This window comes from Streptomyces sp. NBC_01723 (assembly GCF_036246005.1).
Classification (GTDB): domain Bacteria; phylum Actinomycetota; class Actinomycetes; order Streptomycetales; family Streptomycetaceae; genus Streptomyces.
On sequence record NZ_CP109171.1, the window covers coordinates 7,763,388 to 7,786,523 of the forward strand.

Sequence of the window (23,136 nt, forward strand, 5' to 3'; positions counted from 1 at the left end):
GAAGATCCGTGGTTTCCGGATTGAGCCGGGTGAGGTCGAGGCTGTGTTGGTCGCGCATCCGGGGGTGGTTCAGGCTGCGGTGATGGCGCGTGAGGATGTGCCGGGGGATAGGCGTTTGGTTGCGTATGTGGTGGTGGAGGGGTCGGAGGTTGCGGAGGGGTTGGGTTCGCGGTTGCGGGGGTGGGTGGCGGGGAGGTTGCCGGAGTTCATGGTGCCGTCTGCGGTAGTGGTGCTCGACGGGCTGCCGTTGTCGGTGAACGGGAAGGTGGATCGGAGGGCGTTGCCGGTTCCGGAATATGGGGTCGGCGGGGTGGGTGGGGCTGGTGGTGGGCGGGGTGGGGTGTCGGTGTTGGAGGAGTTGGTGTGTGGGGTGTTCGCGGAGGTGCTGGGTGTGGAGCGGGTGGGGGTGGAGGACAACTTCTTCGAGTTGGGTGGGCATTCGTTGTTGGCGATGCGGTTGGTGTCGCGGGTGCGGGTGGTGTTGGGGGTGGAGTTGGGTGTGCGGGCTTTGTTCGAGGCGTCGACGCCGGCGGGGTTGTCGGTGCGGATTGCGGGTGCGGGTGGTGCGCGGGTGGGGTTGGTGCGGTGGGAGCGGCCTGAGCGGGTGCCGTTGTCGTTCGCGCAGCGGCGGTTGTGGTTCCTGGCGCAGATGGAGGGGCCCAGCCCCACCTACAACATGCCGGTGATACTGCGTCTGAGTGGGCAACTCGACACCGAGGCACTGGAGGCAGCGCTCGGCGATGTCATCGCTCGGCACGAGGTGCTGCGTACGGTGTTCCCCGCTCACGACGACGAGCCGTACCAGCAGGTGCTGGACGTGGACGGGGTGGGACGCATCCTGCGGACCACTGAAGTCACGAGCGAAGGAGATACCGCTGCCCTGGTGGCCGCGGAGATCGGCCGTGGGTTCGACCTCGCATCCGAGATCCCCCTGCGTGCCTTGCTGATCCGCGGCGGGACGGATGCCCACCGGCTGGTGGTGGTGATCCACCATGTCGCAGGGGACGGCTGGTCGACGGACCTGCTGGCCCGGGACCTGTCGGCCGCCTACGCGGCGCGGCGCCAGGACCAGGAGCCGGAGTGGCTGCCACTCCCGGTGCAGTACGCGGACTACACCTTGTGGCAGCGCGAACTGCTCGGCGACAAGGATGATCCGGAAAGCCTGGAGGCAACCCAGATCGCCTATTGGCATGAGGCACTGCAGGGTGCCCCGGAGGAGCTGCGGCTGCCGACGGACCGCCCACGTCCGACGGTGCCCTCCCACCGGGGACACGCGATCACGTTCCACCTCCCGGCCGCCGTGCACCAGGAATTGACCTCGCTGGCACGGGAGCAGGGTGTCACGTCGTTCATGGTGGTACAGGCGGCGTTGGCGGTACTGCTGTCCCGGCTGGGGGCGGGCGAGGACATCCCGATCGGCACCGCGGTGGCCGGACGAACCGACCAGGCGCTGGACGGGCTGGTCGGCTTCTTCGTCAACACCTTGGTCCTGCGGACCGACCTGACGGGCAACCCGAGCTTCACCGACGTACTGGCCCGGGTACGTGAACACGACCTGGCCGCTCTCGACCACCAGGACGTGCCGTTCGAGCGGCTGGTCGAAGTGCTCGCCCCAACCCGGGTACGCGCTCGGCACCCCCTCTTCCAGGTCATGCTCACCGTCGAGCAGGCAAACGAGGCGGCACTCGAGCTGCCCGGCATTCAGACGGAGGCCCAGCTGCCCGAGGGCAAGCCGGCCAAGTTCGATCTCAGCGTCACCGTGACCGAGACGCGTGACGACGACGACCGCCCGGCCGGCCTGAGCTGTTCGTTGACGGTCGCGGCCGACATGTTCGACCGGACTACCGCGGCCACCATCGGTCAGCGGTTCGCACGTGTCCTGGCCGGCGTCGTCGCCAAACCTCAGGCACGGGTGCGGCAGATCGACATCCTCACTGACGCGGAGCGGCGACAGATCCTCGGCGGGTGGAACACGACCGCGGAGCCCCAGACTGTGTCGGGCCTCTTCGAGCGGCAGGTGGTGCGGGATCCGGGTGCGGTGGCGGTGGAGCAGGGTGGGGTGGGTGTGTCGTATGGGGAGTTGAATGCTCGTGCGAATCGGTTGGCGCGGGTGTTGGTGGGTGAGGGGGTGGGTGCGGAGTGTGTGGTGGCGGTGTCGTTGGAGCGGTCGGTTGATCTGGTGGTTGCTCTGCTTGCTGTGTGGAAGGCGGGCGGGGCGTATGTGCCGGTGGATCCTGGGTGGCCGGCGGGGCGTGTGGGTGTGGTGTTGCGGGATTGTGGTGTGCGGGTTGCGGTGGCGGATGTGGGTTCGGGTGGCGGGGTGTTTGGTGGGGTGGCGGGGGAGTGTGGGGTGCGGGTGGTGGGGGTGGGGGCTGGTGTTGGGTTGGATGGGGGGGACTTGGGTGTGGGTGGGTTGGGGGGTGTGGCGGCGTATGTGATGTATACGTCGGGGTCGTTGGGGGTGCCGAAGGGTGTGGTGGTGTGTCAGCGGGATGTGGTGGGTTTGGTGGTGGATGGGTGTTGGGGTGAGGTGGTGGGGCGTCGGGTGTTGGGGTGGGCTCCGTTTGCGTTTGATGCGTCGGTGTTTGAGTTGTGGGTGACGTTGGCTGGTGGTGGGGTGGTGGTGTTGGCGCCGGTGGGTGAGGTGGATGGTGGTGTGTTGCGGTCGTTGGTGGGGGGTGGTGGGTTGGATCGGGTGCATGTGACGGCGGGGTTGTTGCGGGTGTTGGTGGAGGAGGATGCGGGTTGTTTTGCTGGGGTGGGTGAGGTGTTGACGGGTGGGGATGTGGTGCCGTCGTCTGTGGTGTCGGGGGTGTTGGGGGCTGTTCCTGGGGTGGTGGTGCGGCATTTGTATGGGCCGACGGAGGTGACGTTGTGTGCGACGCAGTGGGTGGTGGGGGATGTGGGGTTGGTGCCGGGGGTGTTGCCGATGGGGCGGCCGTTGGAGAACACGCGGGTGTATGTGCTTGATGATGGTTTGTCTCCGGTGCCTGCGGGTGTTGTGGGTGAGTTGTATGTGGCGGGTATGGGGGTGGCGCGGGGGTATCAGGGGCGGTCTGGGCTGACGGGTGAGCGGTTTGTGGCGTGTCCGTTCGGTGTGCCGGGTGGGCGGATGTACCGGACTGGTGACCTGGTGCGGTGGACGGTGGACGGGCAGCTGGTGTTCGTCGGGCGTGCGGATGATCAGGTGAAGGTCCGCGGCTTCCGGGTCGAGCCGGGTGAGGTGGAGGGGGTCCTGGCGGCGCATCCTGGGGTGGGTCAGGCGGTGGTGGTCGCGCGTGAGGATGTGCCGGGTGACAAGCGCCTGGTCGCCTACGTCGTGCCCGAGGGCGCGGGGGAGGGCGAGGGCGCGCGCCCGGACGAGGTCTCGGACGAGGACTCGGGCATGGGTGGCGTGGACGGCCGGCTCAGTGCCGAGCTGCGTGGCTTTGTCGGCGAAGAACTGCCGGAGTACATGGTCCCCGCGGTGGTGGTCGAGCTGACCAGGCTGCCGCTGACCGTGAATGGAAAGGTGGACCGGGCGGCGTTGCCGGCGCCGGAGTACGCGGTGGCCGGAGGGGGGCGTGAGGCCACCACGGAGGAGGAGCGGATCCTCTGCGAGATCTTCGCCGACGTCCTGGGCCTGGACACGGTGGGCCCTGACGACGACTTCTTCGAATTGGGGGGCCACTCCCTCCTTGTCACGCGATTGGTGAGCCGCATTCGTTCGAGGCTGGGTGTCGAGGCGGGCATCTGGCTCCTGTTCGAGGTTCCGACCCCCGCCAGGCTGGCACTCCGGATCGCGGAGGCAGCCCCGGCGCGGGTGAGCCTGGTGCCGTGGGAGCGGCCTGAGCGGGTGCCGTTGTCGTTTGCGCAGCGGCGGTTGTGGTTCTTGGCGCAGTTGGAGGGGCCGAGTGCGACGTACAACATGCCGGTTGCGTTGCGGTTGGAGGGTGCGCTGGATGTGGCCGCGCTGCGGGCGGCGTTGGGGGATGTGCTGGGGCGGCATGAGGTGTTGAGGACGGTGTTCCCGGTGGTGGACGGGGAGCCGTATCAGGAGGTGTTGGTGCCTTCGGCGGTGGGTGGGGTGCTGCGGGTTGTGCGGGCTGGTGAGGGGGAGGTGGCGGGTCTGGTGGTGGAGGAGACCGGGCGCGGGTTCGATCTCGGGGTGGAGGTGCCGTTGCGGGCGTTGTTGGTTGAGGTCGGGGTGGATGTGCATGTGTTGGTGGTGGTGGTGCATCACGTTGCGGGGGATGGGTGGTCGATGGGGCCGTTGGCGCGGGACATCTCGGTGGCGTATGCGGCGCGGCGTGACGGCCGTGTGCCTGGTTGGGAGCCGTTGCCGGTGCAGTACGCGGATTACACCCTGTGGCAGCGGGAGCTGCTGGGGGATGAGGGTGATCCGGGCAGTGTGCTGGCCGGCCAGGTGGATTTCTGGCGAGATGCGCTGGCGGGAGCTCCGCAGGAGTTGGTGCTGCCGGTGGATCGGCCGCGGTCGGCAGTCGCGTCGCACCGGGGCCATACGGTGTCGGTTGTCGTCCCGGCGGAGGTGCACGCGCAGTTGACGGCGTTGGCGCGGGAGCAGGGCGTCACGCTGTTCATGCTGGTGCAGGCTGCGCTGGCCGTGCTCTTGTCGAAGTTGGGTGCGGGGGAGGACATTCCCGTCGGCACGGCGGTCGCCGGCCGTACCGACCAGGCCCTCGACGATCTGGTGGGGTTCTTCGTCAACACGCTGGTGTTGCGTACGGATGTGTCGGGGGATCCGACGTTCGGTGAGTTGCTGGGGCGGGTGCGGGAGACGAGTCTGGCGGCTTTGGAGCATCAGGAGGTGCCGTTCGAGCGGTTGGTTGAGGTGCTGGCGCCGGACCGTTCGCTGGCGCGGCATCCGCTGTTCCAGGTCATGCTCACTCTGCAGAGCGTGGATGGGGCGGGTCTGGAGTTGCCAGGTGTGAGCGTGACGCCGGTGGGGGTGCAGTTGGCGGCAGCCAAGTTTGATCTTGATGTGTCGTTGGGTGAGGTGGTTGATGGTGAGGGGCGTCCTGGGGGGTTGCGGGGGTCGGTTACGGGGTCGGTGGATCTGTTTGATGCGGGGACGGTGGAGCGGATCGGTCGGTGGTTGGTGAGGGTTCTGTCGGTTGTGGTTGAGGATCCGCAGGTTCGGGTGGGGCGGGTTGAGGTGTTGTCGGAGGTGGAGCGGTATGAGGTGGTGGCGGGGTGGAATGCCGCTGTCGAGCCGGTGCCTGAGGTGACGTGGGTGGAGTTGTTCGCGGAGCGGGTGGTGCGGGATCCGGGTGCGGTGGCGGTGGTGTGTGGTGGGGAGTCGTTGACTTATGGGGAGTTGGATGAGCGTTCTGGCCGGTTGGCGGGTGTGTTGGCTGGCGTGGGTGTGGGGTCTGAGTCGGTGGTGGGTGTGGTGTTGGGGCGGTCGGTTGATGTGGTGGTGGCGTTGTTGGGGGTGTGGAAGGCGGGGGGTGCGTATGTGTTTGTTGATCCGTCGTATCCGGTGGAGCGGGTGGGTGTGGTGCTGGCGGAGGCGGGGCCGGTGTGTGTGGTGACCGACAGGGCTTTGTCCGGTGGGTTGCCGGATGGGCTGGGTGTGCCGGTGGTGTGTCTGGATGATCCGGGGATGGCGTTCGCTGCGGTGGCGCGTCCTTTGCTCGGTGGGCGGGATGTGGCGGCGTATGTGATGTTTACGTCGGGGTCGTCGGGTGTGCCGAAGGGGGTGGTGGTGTCTCAGGGTGCGGTGGTGGGTTTGGTGGCGGCTTTGGGTCCGGTGCTGGGTGCTGGGCCTGGGGTGGGTGTGTTGCAGTTTGCGTCGTTTGGGTTTGACGGTTCGGTGCTGGATGTTGCGGTGGTGTTGGCGTCGGGTGGGCGTCTGGTGGTGGCGTCGGAGGCGGAGCGGGCGGATGTGGGGTTGTTGGCGGATCTGGTGGTGCGGGAAGGGGTGGAGGTCGCGAGTGTGGTGCCCTCCCTCCTGGGTGTGGTGGACCCGGCGGGGGTGCCCGGTCTGGGGCGGGTGTTGGTGGGCGGTGAACTGTTGTCGGGTGAGGTGGCGCGGGTGTGGGCGGATGGTGGCCGGGTGTTGGTGAACACGTATGGGCCGACGGAGGCGACGGTGATGGTCACCGCCGGGCAGGTGCCGCAGGGTGGGGTGGGTGTGCCGTCGGTGGGTGGGCCGGTGGCGAATGCGCGGGTGTATGTGCTGGACCGGTTCCTGGAGCCGGTGCCGCCAGGGGTGGCGGGGGAGCTGTATGTCGCCGGTGTGCAGCTGGCCCGCGGGTATCACCAGCGTCCGGGCCTGACCGGGGAACGCTTCGTGGCCTGCCCGTTCGGTGGTGCGGGTGAGCGGATGTATCGGACTGGTGACCTGGCGCGGTGGACCGCGGACGGGCAGCTGATGTTCGTCGGCCGTGCGGATGACCAGGTCAAGGTCCGCGGCTTCCGGGTCGAGCCGGCCGAGGTCGAGGCCGCCCTGGCCGCACATCCCGGGGTGGGCCAGGCGGTGGTGGTCGCGCGTGAGGATGTGCCGGGTGACAAGCGGCTGGTCGCCTACGTCGTGCCCGAGGGCGACGACGCGCTGGACGGTGACCTGAGGCACTTTACGGCTGAGCGGCTGCCGGAGTACATGGTGCCGTCGGCGGTGGTGGTGCTCGACGGGGTGCCGTTGTCGGTGAACGGAAAGCTGGACCGTTCCGCGCTGCCGGCGCCGGAGTATTCGACAGCCGGTGGGCGGGGTCCTGCCACGGTGGCTGAAGAGCTGGTGTGCCAGGTGTTCGCGGATGTCCTGGGTGTGGAGCGGGTGGGGGTGGAGGACAACTTCTTCGAGCTGGGTGGACATTCGTTGTTGGCGATGCGGTTGGTGTCGCGGTTGAGGGTGGTGTTCGGGGTTGAGGTGGGTGTGCGGGAGTTGTTTGAGGCGTCGACGCCGGCGGGGTTGGCGGCGCGGATTGCGGGTGCGGATGCGGCGCGGGTGAGCCTGGTGCCGTGGGAGCGGCCCGAGCGGGTGCCGTTGTCGTTTGCGCAGCGGCGGTTGTGGTTCTTGGCGCAGTTGGAGGGGCCGAGTGCGACGTACAACATCCCGATCGCGCTGCGGCTGGAGGGTGCGCTGGATGTGGTCGCGCTGCGGGCGGCGTTCGGTGATGTGCTGGGGCGGCATGAGGTGCTGCGGACGGTGTTCCCGGTGGTGGACGGGGAGCCGTATCAGCAGGTTCTGACTGTCGCTGAGGTGGGAGACGTGCTGCGGGTCGCGCGGGTGGCCGAGGGTGAGGTGGCGGACCTGGTGGTGGAGGAGACCGGGCACGGGTTCGACCTCGGCGTTGAGGTGCCGCTGCGGGCGCTCCTGCTGGAGACCGGCGTGGGTGTGCATGTGTTGGTGGTGGTAGTGCACCACGTTGCGGGGGACGGGTGGTCGATGGGGCCGTTGGCGCGGGACATCTCGGTGGCGTACGCGGCACGGCGTGACGGCCGTGCGCCCGGTTGGGAGCCGTTGCCGGTGCAGTACGCGGATTACACCCTGTGGCAGCGGGAGCTGCTGGGTGATGAGGGTGATCCGGGCAGTGTGCTGGCCGGCCAGGTGGATTTCTGGCGGGACGCGCTGGCCGGGGCACCGCAGGAGCTGGCGCTGCCGGTGGATCGGCCGCGGCCGGCGGTGGCCTCGCACCGGGGCCACACGGCGTCGCTGGTGGTCCCCGCGGAGGTGCACGCGCAGCTGACGGCGCTGGCGCGGGAGCAGGGCGTGACGCTGTTCATGGTGGTGCAGGCCGCGCTGGCCGTGCTCTTGTCGAAGTTGGGTGCGGGCGAGGACATTCCCGTCGGTACGGCGGTGGCCGGCCGTACCGACCAGGCCCTCGACGATCTGGTGGGCTTCTTCGTCAACACGCTGGTTCTGCGTACGGATGTGTCGGGAGACCCGACCTTCGGTGAGCTGCTGGGGCGGGTGCGGGAGACAAGCCTGGCGGCGCTGGAGCACCAGGAGGTGCCGTTCGAGCGGTTGGTGGAGGTGCTGGCACCGGACCGTTCTCTCGCGCGGCATCCGCTGTTCCAGGTCATGCTCACTCTCCAGAACAACGCTGAACCCAGCATTGAGCTGGGCGGTGTGCGAGCTGTGCCAGTTCCCTTCGGGCAGGTGGCGTCGCGGTTCGACATGAACCTGACCCTGAGGGAGACCACGATTGATGGGCGTCCTGGGGGGTTGCGGGGGTCGGTTACGGGGTCGGTGGATTTGTTCGATGGGGTGGGTGTGGAGGCGTTTGCTGAGCGGTTGGTGCGGGTGTTGTCGGTGGTGGCGGGGGGTGTGCGGCTTAGTGAGGTTGAGGTGTTGTCGGAGGGTGAGCGGGGGCGGGTGTTGGTTGGGTGGAATGAGTCGGGTGTGGTGGGGGTGTCGGGTGTGGTGCCGGGGTTGTTCGGGGAGCAGGTGGTACGGACTCCGGATGCGCCGGCGGTGGTGGGTGTGGGGGAGGTGTTGTCGTATGGGGAGTTGGATGAGCGGGCGTCTCGGTTGGCGGGTGTGTTGAGGGGTCGGGGTGTGGGGCCTGAGTCGGTGGTGGGGGTGTTGTTGGAGCGGTCGGTGGATGTGGTGGTGGCGTTGTTGGGGGTGTGGAAGGCGGGGGGTGCGTATGTGCCGGTTGATCCGGAGTCTCCGGCGGAGCGGGTGGCGTGGTTGTTGGAGGATGCGGGTCCGGTGTGTGTGGTGACCAGTGCGGAGTTGGCGGGTGGGTTGCCGCAGGGTCTTGCGGTGCTGGTGGATGAGGCGGTGGCGGATGGTGGGTTGGTGGAGCCGGCGAGGGTGGGTCCGGGGCATGCGGCGTATGTGATGTATACGTCGGGGTCGACGGGGCGGGCGAAGGGTGTGGTGGTGTCGCATGGGGCGTTGGCGGGTTATGTGGCGTGGTGTGTGGGGGCGTATCCGGGGGTGCGGGAGAGCAGTCTGCTGCATGGGTCGGTGTCGTTTGATCTGGGAGTGACGGGGTTGTTTGCGGCGTTGGTGTCGGGTGGGTGTGTGTTCGTGTCGGGGCTGGATGAGGGTTTGCCGGGGGTGTTGGGTGGGCGTCGTCTGGGCTTTTTGAAGGTGACGCCGAGCCATTTGCCGTTGCTGGATGTGTTGGAGGGGGCGTGTGTTCCGACGGGCCAGTTGATGGTGGGCGGCGAAGCGTTGAGCTGGGATGTGGTGCAGCGGTGGCGTGAGGCGCATCCGGGTGTGGTGGTGGTGAATCATTACGGCCCCACGGAGGGGACGGTTGGTTCGGCGCATTACGTGATTGGTGCGGATCAGGGTGTGGGTGTGGGTTCGGTTCCGATCGGTCGGTCGTTTGCGACGACGAGGACGTTTGTGCTGGACCGGTTTCTGGAGCCGGTGGCGCCGGGTGTGGTGGGTGAGTTGTATGTGGCGGGGATGCAGTTGGCCCGCGGGTATCTGGGCCGTCCGGGGTTGACGGGGGAGCGTTTCGTGGCGTGTCCGTTTGGCGGGCTGGGTGAGCGGATGTACCGGACGGGGGATCTGGTCCGGTGGACCGCGGACGGGCAGTTGGTGTTCGTCGGGCGTGCGGATGATCAGGTGAAGCTGCGTGGCTACCGGATTGAGCCGGGTGAGGTGGAGGCCGTGCTGGCGGCGCATCCCGCGGTGGACCGGGCGGTGGTGCTGGTCCGTGAGGACGTCCCGGGGGACAGGCGTCTGGTGGCCTACGTCGTCGCGGACGGTCAGGCCGTCGGTGGTGGTGACCTGCGGGGCTTGGTGGCTGAGCGGTTGCCGCAGTACATGGTGCCCTCGGCGGTGGTGGTGTTGGACGGGATGCCGTTGACGGCGAACGGGAAGGTGGACCGGGCCGCCTTGCCGGCCCCCGAGCATGCGTCGGCCGGTGGACGGGGTCCTGCGACGGTCCTCGAGGAGCTGGTGTGTCAGGTGTTCGCAGAGGTGCTGGGTGTGGAGCGGGTGGGGGTGGAGGACAACTTCTTCGAGTTGGGCGGGCACTCCCTGCTGGCGGTGACCCTGGCGTCCCGGCTGCGTGACCGCGGCTTCGGCGTCTCCGTGCGGGTGCTGTTCGAGGCGCCGACGCCGGCGGCGCTGGCAGCTGCCGGCAGCGGTGCAGGTGTGGTGGAAGTGCCTCCGAACGGGATTCCGGAAGGGGCGGTGGTGGTCACGCCGGAGATGCTGCCGTTGGTCGAGTTGACGACGGCGCAGATCGGTCTGGTCTGCGCGTCGGTCGAGGGCGGCGCGGCGAACGTGGCGGACGTGTATCCGCTGGCGCCGTTGCAGGAGGGCATCTTCTTCCACCACCTGATCACCGAGCCGGGTGAGGCGGATGCGTATCTGGTGCCGATGGTGCTGGGCTTTGACAGCCGTGAACGGCTGGACGGGTTCCTGGCCGCGTTGCAGCAGGTGGTGGACCGGCACGACATCTATCGCACCGGCGTGATCTGGGAAGGGCTGCCCGAACCGGTACAGGTGGTCTGGCGGCGTGCCGTCGTTCCTGTGACCGAGGTGAGGTTGTCGCCGGACGGGGATCCCGTCGATGAACTACTGGCTGTCGCCGGACGGTGGATGGATGTGGGACAGGCGCCCTTGGTGCGGGTGAACGTAGCTTCGGATCCTGGAACGGAACGGTGGCTTGGGTTGGTCCAGGTGCATCACCTGTTGCAGGATCACACGGCGTTGGACGTGGTGTTGGGTGAGGTCGGGGCGTTGATGGAGGGACGCGGGGACCAGTTGCCCGTGCCGCTGCCTTTCCGGGACTTCGTCGCCCAGGCGCGGCTGGGCGTGTCCCGCGCGGAGCATGAGGAGTACTTCGCCCAGCTGCTGGGTGACGTCACGGAACCGACGCTGCCGTTCGGCCTGGCCGACGCTCATGGTGACGGCGCCGGTGTGCGGTCGGCGCGGCTGCGGGTGGATGACGGGCTGGCAGCGCGGGTGCGCGAGGCAGCGCGCACGATCGGGGTGAGCCCGGCGACGTTGTTCCACGTGGCGTGGGCGCGAGTTCTGGCGAGCCTCGCCGGCCGGACGGACGTGGTGTTCGGGACCGTCCTGCTGGGCCGGATGCACGCCGGCGCTGGTGCGGAGTGGGTGCCTGGCCCGTTCATGAACACGCTTCCGGTGCGGATGGACGTGGCGGCCTTGGGCGTCGTGGGTGCAGTGCGGGCGATGCAAGCTCAGCTGGCCGGCCTGCTGGTGCACGAGCACGCCCCGCTCGCGCTTGCGCAGAAGGCAAGTGCGGCCTCGGCCTCGGCGCCGTTGTTCACCTCCTTGCTCAACTACCGCCACGGTCGTCAACGGGCCGAGCTGCCTTCTGACGAGGGTCGGCACCAGCTCAATGGCGTGGAGATGGTCTACAGCCGGGAGTCCACCAACTATCCGCTGGCCGTATCGGTGGATGACTTGGGGACGGGGTTCGCCATCACGACCGACGTAGTTGCTCCGGAAGACCCGAACCTCGTGTGCCAATTGCTGCATACGGTCATCGACAACCTCACTGACGAAATAGCGGCCGGTCCTGACACACCGTTGCGTGCGGTGGAGGTATTGGCGCCGGCGGGTCGTGAGCGGGTGTTGGTGGAGTGGAACGACACCGATCGTGTGGTGCCCGAGGAGACGGTGGTGGGTCTGTTCGAGCGGCAGGTGGCGCGGGATCCGGGTGCGGTGGCGGTGGTGTGTGGGGAGGTGGATTTGTCGTATGGGGAGTTGGATGAGCGGGCGTCTCGGTTGGCGGGTGTGTTGAGGGGTCGGGGTGTGGGGCCTGAGTCGGTGGTGGGGGTGTTGTTGGAGCGGTCGGTTGATTTGGTGGTGGCGTTGTTGGGTGTGTGGAAGGCGGGGGGTGCGTATGTGCCGCTTGATCCGTCGTATCCGGCGGAGCGGTTGGAGTTGATGGTGGGGGATGCGGGGCCGGTGTGTGTGGTGACGGTGAGTGGTGTGGCCGGGATGCTGCCTGATGCGGTGTCGGTGCCGGTGTTGTGTCTGGATGATCCGGGTGTGGTGGTGGAGTTGGCGGGGGTGGATCCGGGTGTGGGTTTGGGTGTGGGTGGGTTGGGGGGTGTGGCGGCGTATGTGATGTATACGTCGGGGTCGTTGGGGGTGCCGAAGGGTGTGGTGGTGTGTCAGCGGGATGTGGTGGGTTTGGTGGTGGATGGGTGTTGGGGTGAGGTGGTGGGGCGTCGGGTGTTGGGGTGGGCGCCGTTTGCGTTTGATGCGTCGGTGTTTGAGTTGTGGGTGACGTTGGCTGGTGGTGGGGTGGTGGTGTTGGCGCCGGTGGGTGAGGTGGATGGTGGTGTGTTGCGGTCGTTGGTGGAGGGTGGTGGGTTGGATCGGGTGCATGTGACGGCGGGGTTGTTGCGGGTGTTGGTGGAGGAGGATGCGGGTTGTTTTGCTGGGGTGGGTGAGGTGTTGACGGGTGGGGATGTGGTGCCGTCGTCTGCGGTGTCGGGGGTGTTGGGGGCTGTTCCGGAGTCTTTGGTGCGGCATTTGTATGGGCCGACGGAGGTGACGTTGTGTGCGACGCAGTGGGTGGTGGGGGATGTGGGGTTGGTGCCGGGGGTGTTGCCGATGGGGCGGCCGTTGGAGAACACGCGGGTGTATGTGCTGGACGGGTTCCTGGAGCCGGTGCCTCCGGGTGTTGTGGGTGAGTTGTATGTGGCGGGTATGGGGGTGGCGCGGGGGTATCAGGGGCGGTCTGGGCTGACGGGTGAGCGGTTCGTTGCGTGTCCGTTCGGTGTGCCGGGTGGGCGGATGTACCGGACTGGTGACCTGGTGCGGTGGAGTGCGGACGGGCAGCTGGTGTTCGTCGGGCGTGCGGATGATCAGGTGAAGGTCCGCGGCTTCCGGGTCGAGCCGGGTGAGGTGGAGGCCGTGCTGGCGGCGCATCCGGGGGTGGGTCAGGCGGTGGTGGTCGCTCGTGAGGATGCGCCGGGTGACAAGCGCCTCGTCGCCTACGTCGTGCCCGAGGACGACGGCACCTTGAATGGTGATGTACCCAGCTTTGTGGCTGAGCGGTTGCCGGAGTACATGGTGCCCTCTGCCGTCGTGGTGCTCGATGAGCTGCCCTTGTCGGTGAACGGGAAGGTAGACCGTTCGGCGTTGCCGGCGCCTGAGTATGCGTCCGCTGGTGGGCGGGGTCCTGCGACGGTCCTCGAGGAGCTGGTGTGTGGGGTGTTCGCGGAGGTTCTGGGTGTGGAGCGGGTGGGGGTGGAGGACAACTTCTTCGAGTTGGGTGGGCATTCGTTGCTGGCGGTGTCGTTGGTGCAGCGGTTGCGTGAGCGTGGGTTCGGGGTGTCGGTGAGGGCGCTGCTGGTGGCGCCGACCCCGGCAGGCTTGGCTGCGGCCGGTGCTGGTGGCGAGGGTGTGGTGGAGGTGCCTGCGAATGGGATTCCTGAGCAGGGTGTGGAGGTGATTACGCCGGAGATGCTGCCGTTGGTGGAGCTGACGGCGGCGCAGATCGACCTGGTGTGCGCGTCGGTGGAGGGTGGGGCGGCGAACGTGGCGGATGTGTATCCGTTGGCGCCGTTGCAGGAGGGCATCTTCTTCCATCATCTGCTGGCCGGGCAGGGTGAGGCGGATGTGTATCTGGTGCCGATGGTGTTGGGCTTTGACAGTCGTGAGCGGCTGGACGGGTTCTTGGATGCGTTGCAGCGGGTGGTGGACCGGCACGACATTTACCGGACTGGGGTGGTGTGGGAGGGGCTGCCGGAGCCGGTGCAGGTGGTTCGGAGGCGTGCGGCGGTTCCGGTCACCGAGGTGGTCCTGACCGGGGAGGGCGGTGATCCGCAGGCTGAGCTGTTGGCGGTCGCTGGGCGGTGGATGGATCTGCGGCGGGCTCCGTTGCTGCGGGTGCATGTGGCGGCTGAGCCGGGGAGGACGGGGCGGTGGCTGGGGCTGGTGCAGGTGCACCACCTGCTGCAGGACCACACCGCTGCGGAGGTGGTGCTGAGTGAGGTTGAGGCGTTCATGTCCGGCAACGGGGATGGGCTCCCAGTGCCGCTGCCGTTCCGTGACTTCGTGGCGCAGGCGCGGTTGGGGGTTTCGCGGGCGGAGCATGAGGAGTTCTTCGCTGAGCTGTTGGGTGATGTGACGGAGCCGACGCTGCCGTTCGGTCTGGCCGATGCTCGTGGGGATGGCACGGGTGTGCGGTCGGCGCGGTTGAGGGTGGATGACGGGCTGGCGGTGCGGGTGCGGGAGCAGGCTCGCGGGCTGGGGGTGAGCCCGGCGACGTTGTTCCATGTGGCGTGGGCGCGGGCGCTCGCGGGTCTGGCCGGGCGGTCGGATGTGGTGTTCGGGACGTTGTTGCTGGGCCGGATGAACGCCGGGCGGGGTGCGGACCGGGTGCCGGGGCCGTTCATGAACACGCTTCCGGTGCGGATGGACGTCGCGGATACGGATGTGGTGGGTGCGGTGCGGGCGATGCAGGGGCAGCTGGCCGGCCTGCTGGTCCATGAGCATGCCCCACTGGCCCTGGCACAGAAGGCCAGCGGCGTCCCGGCCTCAGCCCCGCTGTTCACGTCGTTGCTCAACTACCGCCACAGTGCACGGCGCGTGCACTCGGGGGACTCGAAGTCTGACGGAACCGCCGGTCTGACGGTTCTGTCGGCAGCCGAGGACCGGACGAACTATCCGGTGACCGTCTCGGTGGATGACCTGGGGGACGGGTTCGGGCTGAAGGCCGATGTGGTGGACCCGGGGGACCCGGAGCTGGTGTGCGGATTGATCCAGACGGTGGTCGAGGCCTTGGTCGCGGCTCTGGAGGTAGCACCTGAGACGCCTCTGTATGAGGTCGATCCACTGTCGCCGCTCGATCGAGAGCGAGTCGTCACGGACTGGAATGACACGGGTGTGGTGTTGGGGGATGTGTCGGTGTTGGGTTTGTTCGGGGAGGTGGTGGGGCGGGATCGGGGTGCGGTGGCGGTGGTGTGTGGTGATGAGCGGGTGTCGTATGGGGAGTTGGATGTGCGGTCGGATCGGTTGGCGGGTGTGTTGAGGGGTCTTGGGGTGGGGCCTGAGTCGGTGGTGGGGGTGGTGTTGGAGCGGTCGGTTGATTTGGTGGTGGCGTTGTTGGCGGTGTGGAAGGTGGGGGGTGTGTATGTGCCGGTGGATGTGGAGGTGCCGGCGGAGCGGGTGGGTTGGGTGGTGGGGGATGCGGGGGCGGTGTGTGTGGTGTCGTGTCGTGGGTTGGTGGGGGGTTTGTTGGGGGGTGTGTCGGTGCCGGTGGTGTGTGTGGATGAGGTGGGGGCTGGTGCGGTGGGGGCTGATGGGGTGGGGGCTGGTGTGGTGGGTGCGGTGGGGTCGGGTGGTGCGGCGTATGTGATGTATACGTCGGGGTCGTCGGGGGTGCCGAAGGGTGTGGTGGTGTCGCATGGGGGGTTGGTTAATCGGTTGTTGTGGATGCAGGGGCGGTTTGGTCTGGGTGTTGATGATGTGGTGTTGCATAAGGCGTCGGTGGGTTTTGATGTGTCGTTGTGGGAGTTGTTGTGGCCGTTGGTGGTGGGTGCGCGGTTGGTGTTGGCGCGGCCGGGTGGGCATCGGGATCCGGTGTATTTGTCGGGGTTGATTGAGGGTGAGGGGGTGACGACGGTTCATTTTGTGCCGTCGATGTTGGGGGTGTTTGTTGAGGGGGGTGTGGTGGGTGGTTGGGGTTCTTTGCGGCGGGTGGTGTGTTCGGGTGAGGTGTTGTCGGGGGTGTTGGCGGAGCGGTTTGTGGGGTTGTGTGGTGCGGAGTTGCATAATTTGTATGGTCCGACGGAGACGTCGGTGGATTCGACGGCGTGGGTGTGGCCGGGGTCGGGTTCGGGTGGGGTTTCTGGTGGGGGTTCGGGTTCGGGTTCGGGTTCGGGTGTGGTGGTGCCGTTGATTGGTGGTCCTATTTGGAATACGCGGGTGTTTGTGTTGGATCGGTGGTTGCGGCCGGTGGCGCCGGGTGTGGTGGGGGAGTTGTATATCGCGGGGGTGGGGTTGGCTCGGGGGTATGTGGGGCGGGCTGGGTTGACGGGGGAGCGGTTTGTGGCGTGTCCGTTTGGTGGTGTGGGTGAGCGGATGTATCGGACGGGGGATTTGGTGCGGTGGGTTGGGGGTGGGGAGTTGGCTTTTGTGGGGCGGGTGGATGGTCAGGTGAAGGTGCGGGGGGTGCGGGTTGAGCCGGGTGAGGTGGAGGGGGTGTTGGGGTCTCATGCGGGGGTGGGGCAGGTGGTGGTTGTTCCGCGTGAGGATGTGCCGGGGGATGTGCGGCTCGTCGCCTACATCGTGCCGGCGGACGAAGAGGGAACTCGGGCGGGCGAGGACCTGACCACTGAGCTTCGGGCATTTGCCGCCGGGCGGCTTCCTGGCTCCATGGTTCCCTCCGCGTTCGTTTCCCTGCCACATTTCCCCTTGACCACGAATGGCAAGCTCGACCGTGCTGCCCTGCCCGCTCCGGAACACGGAGCCCCAGGCGGCGGCCGTGAGCCGGCCACACGGGAAGAACGCCTCTTGTGCGAGGCATTCGCGACGGTGCTCGGATTGGACCGGGTCGGGGCGGACGCCGACTTCTTCGAACTCGGCGGACACTCATTGCTCGCGACCCGCCTGGTTTCTCAGATACGGGCGGTCCTCGGGGCCGAGGTAGAAATGCGGACGCTGTTCGAGGCGCCGACGCCGGCGGCACTCGCGGTGCGACTTGGAAGTGAGCGGAAACCTGCCCGGCCGCCTCTGCGGCCCATGCGTAAGGAGGGGGAAGCCCGATGACTACTCCGTTGTCTTTCGCCCAGCGGCGGTTGTGGTTCCTGACGCAGTTGGAGGGGCCGAGCGCGACCTACAACATGCCGGTTGTGCTGCGTCTCGAGGGTGCCCTGAACATCGGGGCCTTGCAGGCGGCAATGAGCGACGTGATCTCCCGGCATGAGGTGCTGCGGACGGTATTCCCTTCCCTTTCCGGAGAGCCGTATCAGCAGATACTGGCCGCCGATGAAGTGGGGGAGGTGTTGAGGGTCAGGCGGGCCACCGAGGGGGAGGCCGCGGATCTGGTTGCGGAGGAGACTGGGCGTGGGTTTGATCCGTCGACCGAGGTGCCACTGCGTGGGCTACTGATCGAGACCGGTGCGGACAGGCATGTGCTGGCGGTCGTGCTCCATCACATCGCGGGGGACGCCTGGTCAATGGGGCCGTTGGCGCGGGACATCTCTGTCGCGTATGCGGCGCGGTGTGACGGTCGCGCGCCCGGCTGGGAGCCGCTGCCGGTGCAGTACGCGGACTACACGCTCTGGCAGCGGGAAGTGCTCGGTGACGAGGACGATCCGGGCAGTGTGCTGGCGGAGCAGGTGGGCTACTGGCGTCGAGCGCTCGGGGGGGCGCCCCAGGAACTGGCCCTGCCGTTCGACAGGCCGCGGCCGGCGATGGCCTCGCACCGCGGTCACACGGTGACACTCGAAGTCCCGGCGGACGTGCATGCTCGCCTGGCATTGCTGGCGCGGGAGCAGGGCGTCACGCTGTTCATGGTGGTGCAGGCCGCTCTGGCCGTGCTGCTGGAGCGGCTGGGTGCGGGCGATGACATCCCGATCGGTACAGCGGTTGCCGGACGCACGGATCGGGCACTGGATGACCTGGTCGGCTTCTTCGTCAACACTCTCGTCCTGCGCACCGATATGTCAGGCGACCCGACCTTCAGTGAGCTGCTGGCAAGGGTGCGCGAGACGAGTCTTGCTGCCCTCGACCACCAGGACGTGCCGTTCGAGCGGCTCGTGGAGCTGCTGGCACCAGATCGGTCTCTCGCTCGACACCCGTTGTTCCAGGTGATGCTCAGCGTTCGAAACACGGGTCAGGCCACGCTCCAGCTCGCCGGTCTGCGTGCCCAGATGGTGATGGATCATATACTGCCCTCTCGATTTGATCTTGATGTGTCCTTGGGTGAGGTGGTTGACGGCGAGGGGCGTCCTGGGGGGCTGCGCGGGTCGCTGACGGGATCGGCCGACCTGTTCGACGCTGACACCGTGGAGCGGATCGGACGCTGGTTGGTGCGGGTGCTGACAGTTGCGGTGACCACGCCGCAGATACGGCTTGGTCAGGTCCAGGTCCTGTCCGACGCTGAGCGCCTTCAGGTGGTGGAGGGCTGGAACGACACGGATGTGCCGGTGCCTGATGTCACATGGGTGGAGTTGTTCGCGGAACAGGTTGCGCGGACTCCGGATGCGCCGGCGGTGGTGGGTGTGGGGGAGGTGTTGTCGTATGGGGAGTTGGATGAGCGGGCGTCTCGGTTGGCGGGTGTGTTGAGGGGTCGGGGTGTGGGGCCTGAGTCGGTGGTGGGGGTGTTGTTGGAGCGGTCGGTTAACTTGGTGGTGGCGTTGTTGGGTGTGTGGAAGGCGGGGGGTGCGTATGTGCCGCTTGATCCGTCGTATCCGGCGGAGCGGTTGGAGTTGATGGTGGGGGATGCGGGGCCGGTGTGTGTGGTGACGGTTCGGGAGCTGGTCGGGGGGTTGCCGGGTGGTCTGGGTGTGCCGGTGTTGTGTCTGGATGATCCGGGTGTGGTGGTGGAGTTGGCGGGGGTGGATCCGGGTGTGGGTTTGGGTGTGGGTGGGTTGGGGGGTGTGGCGGCGTATGTGATGTATACGTCGGGGTCGTTGGGGGTGCCGAAGGGTGTGGTGGTGTGTCAGCGGGATGTGGTGGGTTTGGTGGTGGATGGGTGTTGGGGTGAGGTGGTGGGGCGTCGGGTGTTGGGGTGGGCGCCGTTTGCGTTTGATGCGTCGGTGTTTGAGTTGTGGGTGACGTTGGCTGGTGGTGGGGTGGTGGTGTTGGCGCCGGTGGGTGAGGTGGATGGTGGTGTGTTGCGGTCGTTGGTGGGGGGTGGTGGGTTGGACCGGGTGCATGTGACGGCGGGGTTGTTGCGGGTGTTGGTGGAGGAGGATGCGGGTTGTTTTGCTGGGGTGGGTGAGGTGTTGACGGGTGGGGATGTGGTGCCGTCGTCTGCGGTGTCGGGGGTGTTGGCGGCTGCTCCGGAGTCTTTGGTGCGGCATTTGTATGGGCCGACGGAGGTGACGTTGTGTGCGACGCAGTGGGTGGTGGGGGATGTGGGGTTGGTGCCGGGGGTGTTGCCGATGGGGCGGCCGTTGGAGAACACGCGGGTGTATGTGCTTGATGATGGTCTGTCTCCGGTGCCTGCGGGTGTTGTGGGTGAGTTGTATGTGGCGGGTATGGGGGTGGCGCGGGGGTATCAGGGGCGGTCTGGGCTGACGGGTGAGCGGTTCGTTGCGTGTCCGTTCGGTGAGCCGGGTGGGCGGATGTACCGGACTGGAGACCTGGTGCGGTGGAGTGCGGACGGGCAGCTGGTGTTCGTCGGGCGTGCGGATGATCAGGTGAAGGTCCGCGGCTTCCGGGTCGAGCCGGGTGAGGTGGAGGGGGTCCTGGCGGCGCATCCTGGGGTGAGTCAGGCGGTGGTGGTCGCGCGTGAGGATGCGCCGGGTGACAAGCGCCTCGTCGCATATGTGGTTCTTACTGCTGGGGAGGTAGCAGCGGCGGACTTGCGTTCCCATGTAGGCGCTCAGTTGCCGGAGTTCATGGTGCCGTCGGCGGTGGTGGTGCTGGATGAGTTGCCGTTGTCGGTGAACGGGAAGGTGGACCGGGCAGCGCTCCCCGCCCCGGACTATTCGTCTGGCGCTGGGCGGGGTCCTGCCACGGTGGCTGAGGAGCTGGTGTGTGGGGTGTTCGCGGAGGTTTTGGGTGTGGAGCGGGTGGGGGTGGAGGACAACTTCTTCGAGTTGGGTGGGCATTCGTTGCTGGCGGTGTCGTTGGTGCAGCGGTTGCGTGAGCGTGGGTTCGGGGTGTCGGTGCGGGTGTTGTTCGAGGCGCCGTCGCCGGGGGCGTTGGCTGCTGCGGGCAGTGGTGGGGGTGTGGTGGAGGTGCCTGCGAATGGGATTCCTGAGCAGGGTGTGGAGGTGATTACGCCGGAGATGCTGCCGTTGGTGGAGCTGACGGCGGCGCAGATCGATTTGGTGTGCGCGTCGGTGGAGGGTGGGGCGGCGAACGTGGCGGATGTGTATCCGTTGGCGCCGTTGCAGGAGGGCATCTTCTTCCATCATCTGCTGGCCGGGCAGGGTGAGGCGGATGTGTATCTGGTGCCGATGGTGTTGGGCTTTGACAGTCGTGAGCGGCTGGACGGGTTCTTGGATGCGTTGCAGCGGGTGGTGGACCGGCATGACATTTACCGGACTGGGGTGGTGTGGGAGGGGTTGCCGGAGCCGGTGCAGGTGGTTCGGAGGCGTGCGGCGGTTCCGGTCACCGAGGTGGTCCTGACCGGGGAGGGCGGTGATCCGCAGGCTGAGCTGTTGGCGGTCGCTGGGCGGTGGATGGATCTGCGGCGGGCTCCGTTGCTGCGGGTGCATGTGGCGGCTGAGCCGGGGAGGACGGGGCGGTGGCTGGGGCTGGTGCAGGTGCACCACCTGCTGCAGGACCACACCGCTGCGGAGGTGGTGCTGAGTGAGGTTGAGGCGTTCATGTCCGGCAACGGGGATGGGCTCCCAGTGCCGCTGCCGTTCCGTGACTTCGTGGCGCAGGCGCGGTTGGGGGTTTCGCGGGCGGAGCATGAGGAGTTCTTCGCTGAGCTGTTGGGTGATGTGACGGAGCCGACGCTGCCGTTCGGTCTGGCCGATGCTCGTGGGGATGGCACGGGTGTGCGGTCGGCGCGGTTGAGGGTGGATGACGGGCTGGCGGTGCGGGTGCGGGAGCAGGCTCGCGGGCTGGGGGTGAGCCCGGCGACGTTGTTCCATGTGGCGTGGGCGCGGGCGCTCGCGGGTCTGGCCGGGCGGTCGGATGTGGTGTTCGGGACGTTGTTGCTGGGCCGGATGAATGCCGGGCGGGGTGCGGACCGGGTGCCGGGGCCGTTCATGAACACGCTTCCGGTGCGGATGGACGTGGCGGGCCTGGACGTCGTGGGTGCGGTGCGGGCGATGCAGGGGCAGCTGGCCGGCCTGCTGGTGCATGAGCATGCCCCGCTGGCCCTGGCACAGAAGGCCAGTGGCGTTCCGGCCTCAGCCCCGCTGTTCACGTCCCTGCTGAATTACCGTCGCGGTCCTCAGTCTGGCACGGCTTCCACTTCCACTCAGGGCGGCCGACGCGCCTTGGCCGGCGTGGATCTGGTACACAGCCAGGACCTCACGAACTATCCCTTGGCCGTGGCGGTGAATGACGACGGTTCAGGGTTCGGACTCACGACCGATGTGATCGCTCCGGGTGATCCGGGACTCGTGTGCGCATCGCTGCATACCGCCCTTGACGGACTGATCACTGCGCTGGAAGAAGCTCCGGAAGGACCGTTGCGCGAGATCGCGCTCCTTTCCGGTGCTGAGCGCGAGCAGATGCTGGCGGGCTGGAACGACACCGCCACCAGGGTTTCAGACACCACGCTGGCTCAGCTGTTTGCGGAACAGGTGGCTCGAGACCCGGGTGCGGTTGCGGTGGTGTGTGGAGATGAGCGTTTGTCGTACGGGGAGTTGGATGAGCGGGCGAGCCGACTTGCGAAGGTGCTGGCCCATCGGGGTGTGGGGCCGGAGTCGGTGGTTGCGGTCATGCTGGAGCGGTCGGTCGAGCTGGTGGCGGGGCTGCTGGCCGTGTGGAAGGCCGGTGCCGCCTACCTTCCGGTCGATCCCGGTTATCCCTCTGAACGGCTCGCGTTCACGTTGTCCGACGCCCGTCCGTCCTGTGTGCTCACGACGCGGGCGCACGCTGGTGAACTTCCGGCAGATGTGACCGTCCCCGTGCTCGCCGTCGACGAGGCGGAGCCGGCTGAGAGGGATGCAGCGCCGGCCACGGACGGGACGCGTCCGGTCCTGACGGCCGGGCACGCGGCGTATGTGATGTATACGTCCGGATCGACAGGGCGGCCGAAGAGCGTAGTGGTCACTCATGGCGGCCTGGTCAACCACATGATGTGGATGCAACAGGTGTTTGGGCTGGAGGCGTCGGACCGAGTGCTCCACAAGACGCCGTTCGGGTTCGACGCGTCGGTCTGGGAGCTGTGGTGGCCGTTGATGTCCGGGGCGGCGTTGGTTATTGCCGCACCGGAGGGACACCGTGATCCGGCCTACCTTGCGGAGTTGATGCGGCGTGAGGAAGTAACTGTCGCGCAGTTCGTTCCTTCGTTGCTGTCGGTGTTCGTCGCCGAACCCGCAGCGGTCGATTGCGCGAGCCTGCGGATGCTGTTCTGCGGCGGTGAGGTGATGCCGGGTGCTTTGCATGAGCGCGTCACCGATCTTCTCGGTGTGGAGTTGTACAACCTGTACGGGCTGACGGAGACGACGGTCGATTCGACGTCTTGGCATAGCAGCCCGGGTGAAGCGCTGGGCGGGAGTGCCCCGATCGGCCGACCGGTCGACAACACCCGCGTCTATGTCCTGGACCGGTTCCTGGAGCCGGTGCCTCCGGGTGTTGCGGGTGAGTTGTATGTGGCGGGGACGGGGGTGGCGCGGGGGTATCAGGGGCGGCCTGGGCTCACGGGCGAACGGTTTGTTGCGTGTCCGTTCGGTGGTGCGGGTGAGCGGATGTACCGGACCGGTGACCTGGCGCGGTGGACCGCGGACGGGCAGTTGATGTTCGTCGGCCGTGGGGACGACCAGGTGAAGATCCGTGGGTTCCGGGTCGAGCCGGGTGAGGTGGAGGCCGTCCTGGCGGCGCATCCGGGCGTGGGCCAGGCGGTGGTGGTCGCACGCGAGGATGCTCCGGGGAACAAGCGGCTGGTCGCGTATGTGGTCCTCGCGGATGAGGGTGCGGAGGGTGATGATCTGCGGAGGTTTGCGGAGGAGCGGCTGCCGGAGTTCATGGTGCCGTCGGCGGTGGTGGTGCTGGATGAGTTGCCGTTGTCGGTGAACGGGAAGCTCGACCGTTCCGCGCTGCCGGCTCCTGAGTTTTCGTCTGGCGCTGGGCGGGGTCCTGCCACGGTGGCTGAAGAGCTGGTGTGCCAGGTCTTCGCGGATGTCCTGGGCGTCGACCGTGTAGGGGTGGAGGACAACTTCTTCGAGCTGGGTGGGCATTCGTTGCTGGCGGTGTCGTTGGTGCAGCGGTTGCGTGAGCGTGGGTTCGGGGTGTCGGTGAGGGTGTTGTTCGAGGCGCCGTCGCCGGGGGCGTTGGCTGCTGCGGGCAGTGGTGGGGGTGTGGTGGAGGTGCCTGCGAATGGGATTCCTGAGCAGGGTGTGGAGGTGATTACGCCGGAGATGCTGCCGTTGGTG

1 protein-coding gene and 1 pseudogene (1 of these 2 cut by a window edge) are annotated in these 23,136 nt (G+C 67.5%); both read left to right on the forward strand.

From position 1 onward, the window contains the following. Window positions 1-16,672, forward strand: the 3' portion of a protein-coding gene (locus OIE75_RS36230) for a non-ribosomal peptide synthase/polyketide synthase (RefSeq protein ID WP_329473463.1). The gene continues 7,019 nt to the left of window position 1, outside the view; only the last 16,672 of its 23,691 coding nucleotides appear in the window; the start codon falls outside the window, past its left edge; its stop codon occupies window positions 16,670-16,672. Continuing rightward, window positions 16,669-23,076, forward strand: a pseudogene (locus OIE75_RS36235) (amino acid adenylation domain-containing protein); the annotation flags it as partial. The gene OIE75_RS36230 and the pseudogene OIE75_RS36235, both read left to right, overlap by 4 nt. Window positions 23,077-23,136: the final 60 nt, after the last annotated feature.